Consider the following 670-nt stretch of genomic DNA (forward strand, 5'->3'; position numbering starts at 1 on the left):
TGACCGTTGTTTTCTTTTTTTAATGCCTTCTTCACTGTTTAGAAGTTCCCGGATTTTTTCTTTGTAATCTTCCAAATGATGGTTTCGCTCAATGCTCCGGTTTTCTTTGGAATTGTGGCAAACGCCTCTGATTGGGCATCCATCACAATTTTTAGCCTGATAATGGGAGAGTTTTTGAGGATAACCGGTCTTGGTTTTCCGAGTGCTTACGTGCGTTTTTTCCATCTTTTGACCCATCGGACAGACGTAATAATCTTTTTCCTGATTGTAGTGCAGGTGTTCTTTGCTGAAAGTCTTGTGTTTCGCCTGATAATGGGCATTTTGCTCTTTATCGAAGGTGTTGTACTTTACAAATGGAATAATGTTTTTTTGTTCCAATAATTCATAATTTTCCTCGCTTCCGTAGCCCGCATCGGCAGTGAGTTCTTCCAATTCTCCGAGTTTTTTTTTGCCGAACAATTTCTCAAAATTCTCCAAATGACGCTTCAGGGTATTGAAGTCGTTGGTCTCTTGATGGATCGTGTAATTTACAATAAACTGATTCTCGGTAGAAATCTGTGCATTATAGGCCGGTTTGAGCTGTCCGTTTTGCATATGGTCATCCTTTAGCCTCATAAAAGTAGCGTCCTCATCAGTCTTGCTGTAGGAATTCCTCTCTGCCAAAATAGCC

The 670-nt window shown here is 40.4% G+C and carries 1 protein-coding gene; it reads right to left on the reverse strand.

The annotated features are described in order from the left end of the window. Window positions 1-663: transposase (locus N5D03_RS14940; RefSeq protein ID WP_280052127.1), on the reverse strand; the 663-nt coding region annotated here is incomplete at its 3' end. Window positions 664-670: the final 7 nt, after the last annotated feature.

Source organism: Empedobacter sp. GD03861 (assembly GCF_029840885.1).
In the GTDB taxonomy this organism is placed as follows: domain Bacteria; phylum Bacteroidota; class Bacteroidia; order Flavobacteriales; family Weeksellaceae; genus Empedobacter; species Empedobacter falsenii_B.